The sequence below is a fragment of the Sphingopyxis sp. UBA6723 genome (genome assembly GCF_002454115.1).
Taxonomy (GTDB): Bacteria; Pseudomonadota; Alphaproteobacteria; order Sphingomonadales; family Sphingomonadaceae; genus Sphingopyxis.
The window spans coordinates 382,211-382,756 of record NZ_DKIH01000009.1 but is presented as its reverse complement, the minus strand read 5'-3'; the positions used below and the strand labels follow the sequence as shown (position 1 = coordinate 382,756).

Below are 546 nucleotides of genomic sequence, written 5' to 3'. Positions count from 1 at the left end.
ATCGGCGAAGGCGGGATAGGCGGCGTCCTGCGCGAGCAATTCGCCCGAGCGCAATGCGCGCTGTGCCGCGGTCGCAAGTAGTTCGCCCGCAATCTCGCGGATCCGCTCCTTCATCCGCGCCTTGCGGCGCTGCCAGGCTTCGCCGCCGAGCCGGTCGAGCGCGACGCCGTCGCTCTCGCCGCCGTAGCGCGAGAGGACGTCGAGATTCTCGACCGGGACGTACAGCTTGTCGCCGCCCGCATAGGTCAGCGCGACGCAATCATGCGGGCTGTTGCCCACCGGGATCGAGGTCAGCCCCTCATAGCGCCCGATGCCATGGTCGAGGTGAACGACCATGTCGCCGACGCTGAGCGTCGCGAGTTCGGCGATGAAGGCGTCGGCGCTCTTGCGGCGCTTCTGGCGGCGGACGAGGCGCTCGCCGAGGATGTCCTGCTCGGTAAGCAGGCTGATCGCGTCGGAGGCAAAGCCGTGGTCGAGGGGGAGGACGATGAGGGCGACGATGCCCGTCTCGCTCAACCCTTTGTTCCCGTTCGTGTCGAGCGAAGT

General features: G+C 67.9%; 1 protein-coding gene (running past one end of the window). It reads right to left on the bottom strand.

The features are described from left to right. Positions 1 to 546 carry part of the coding region annotated (locus B4F07_RS07910) for a CarD family transcriptional regulator (protein ID WP_422663582.1) on the bottom strand (this coding region is incomplete at its 3' end). 1,077 nt of the annotated region lie beyond the right edge of the window, so 546 of the 1,623 annotated nt are shown.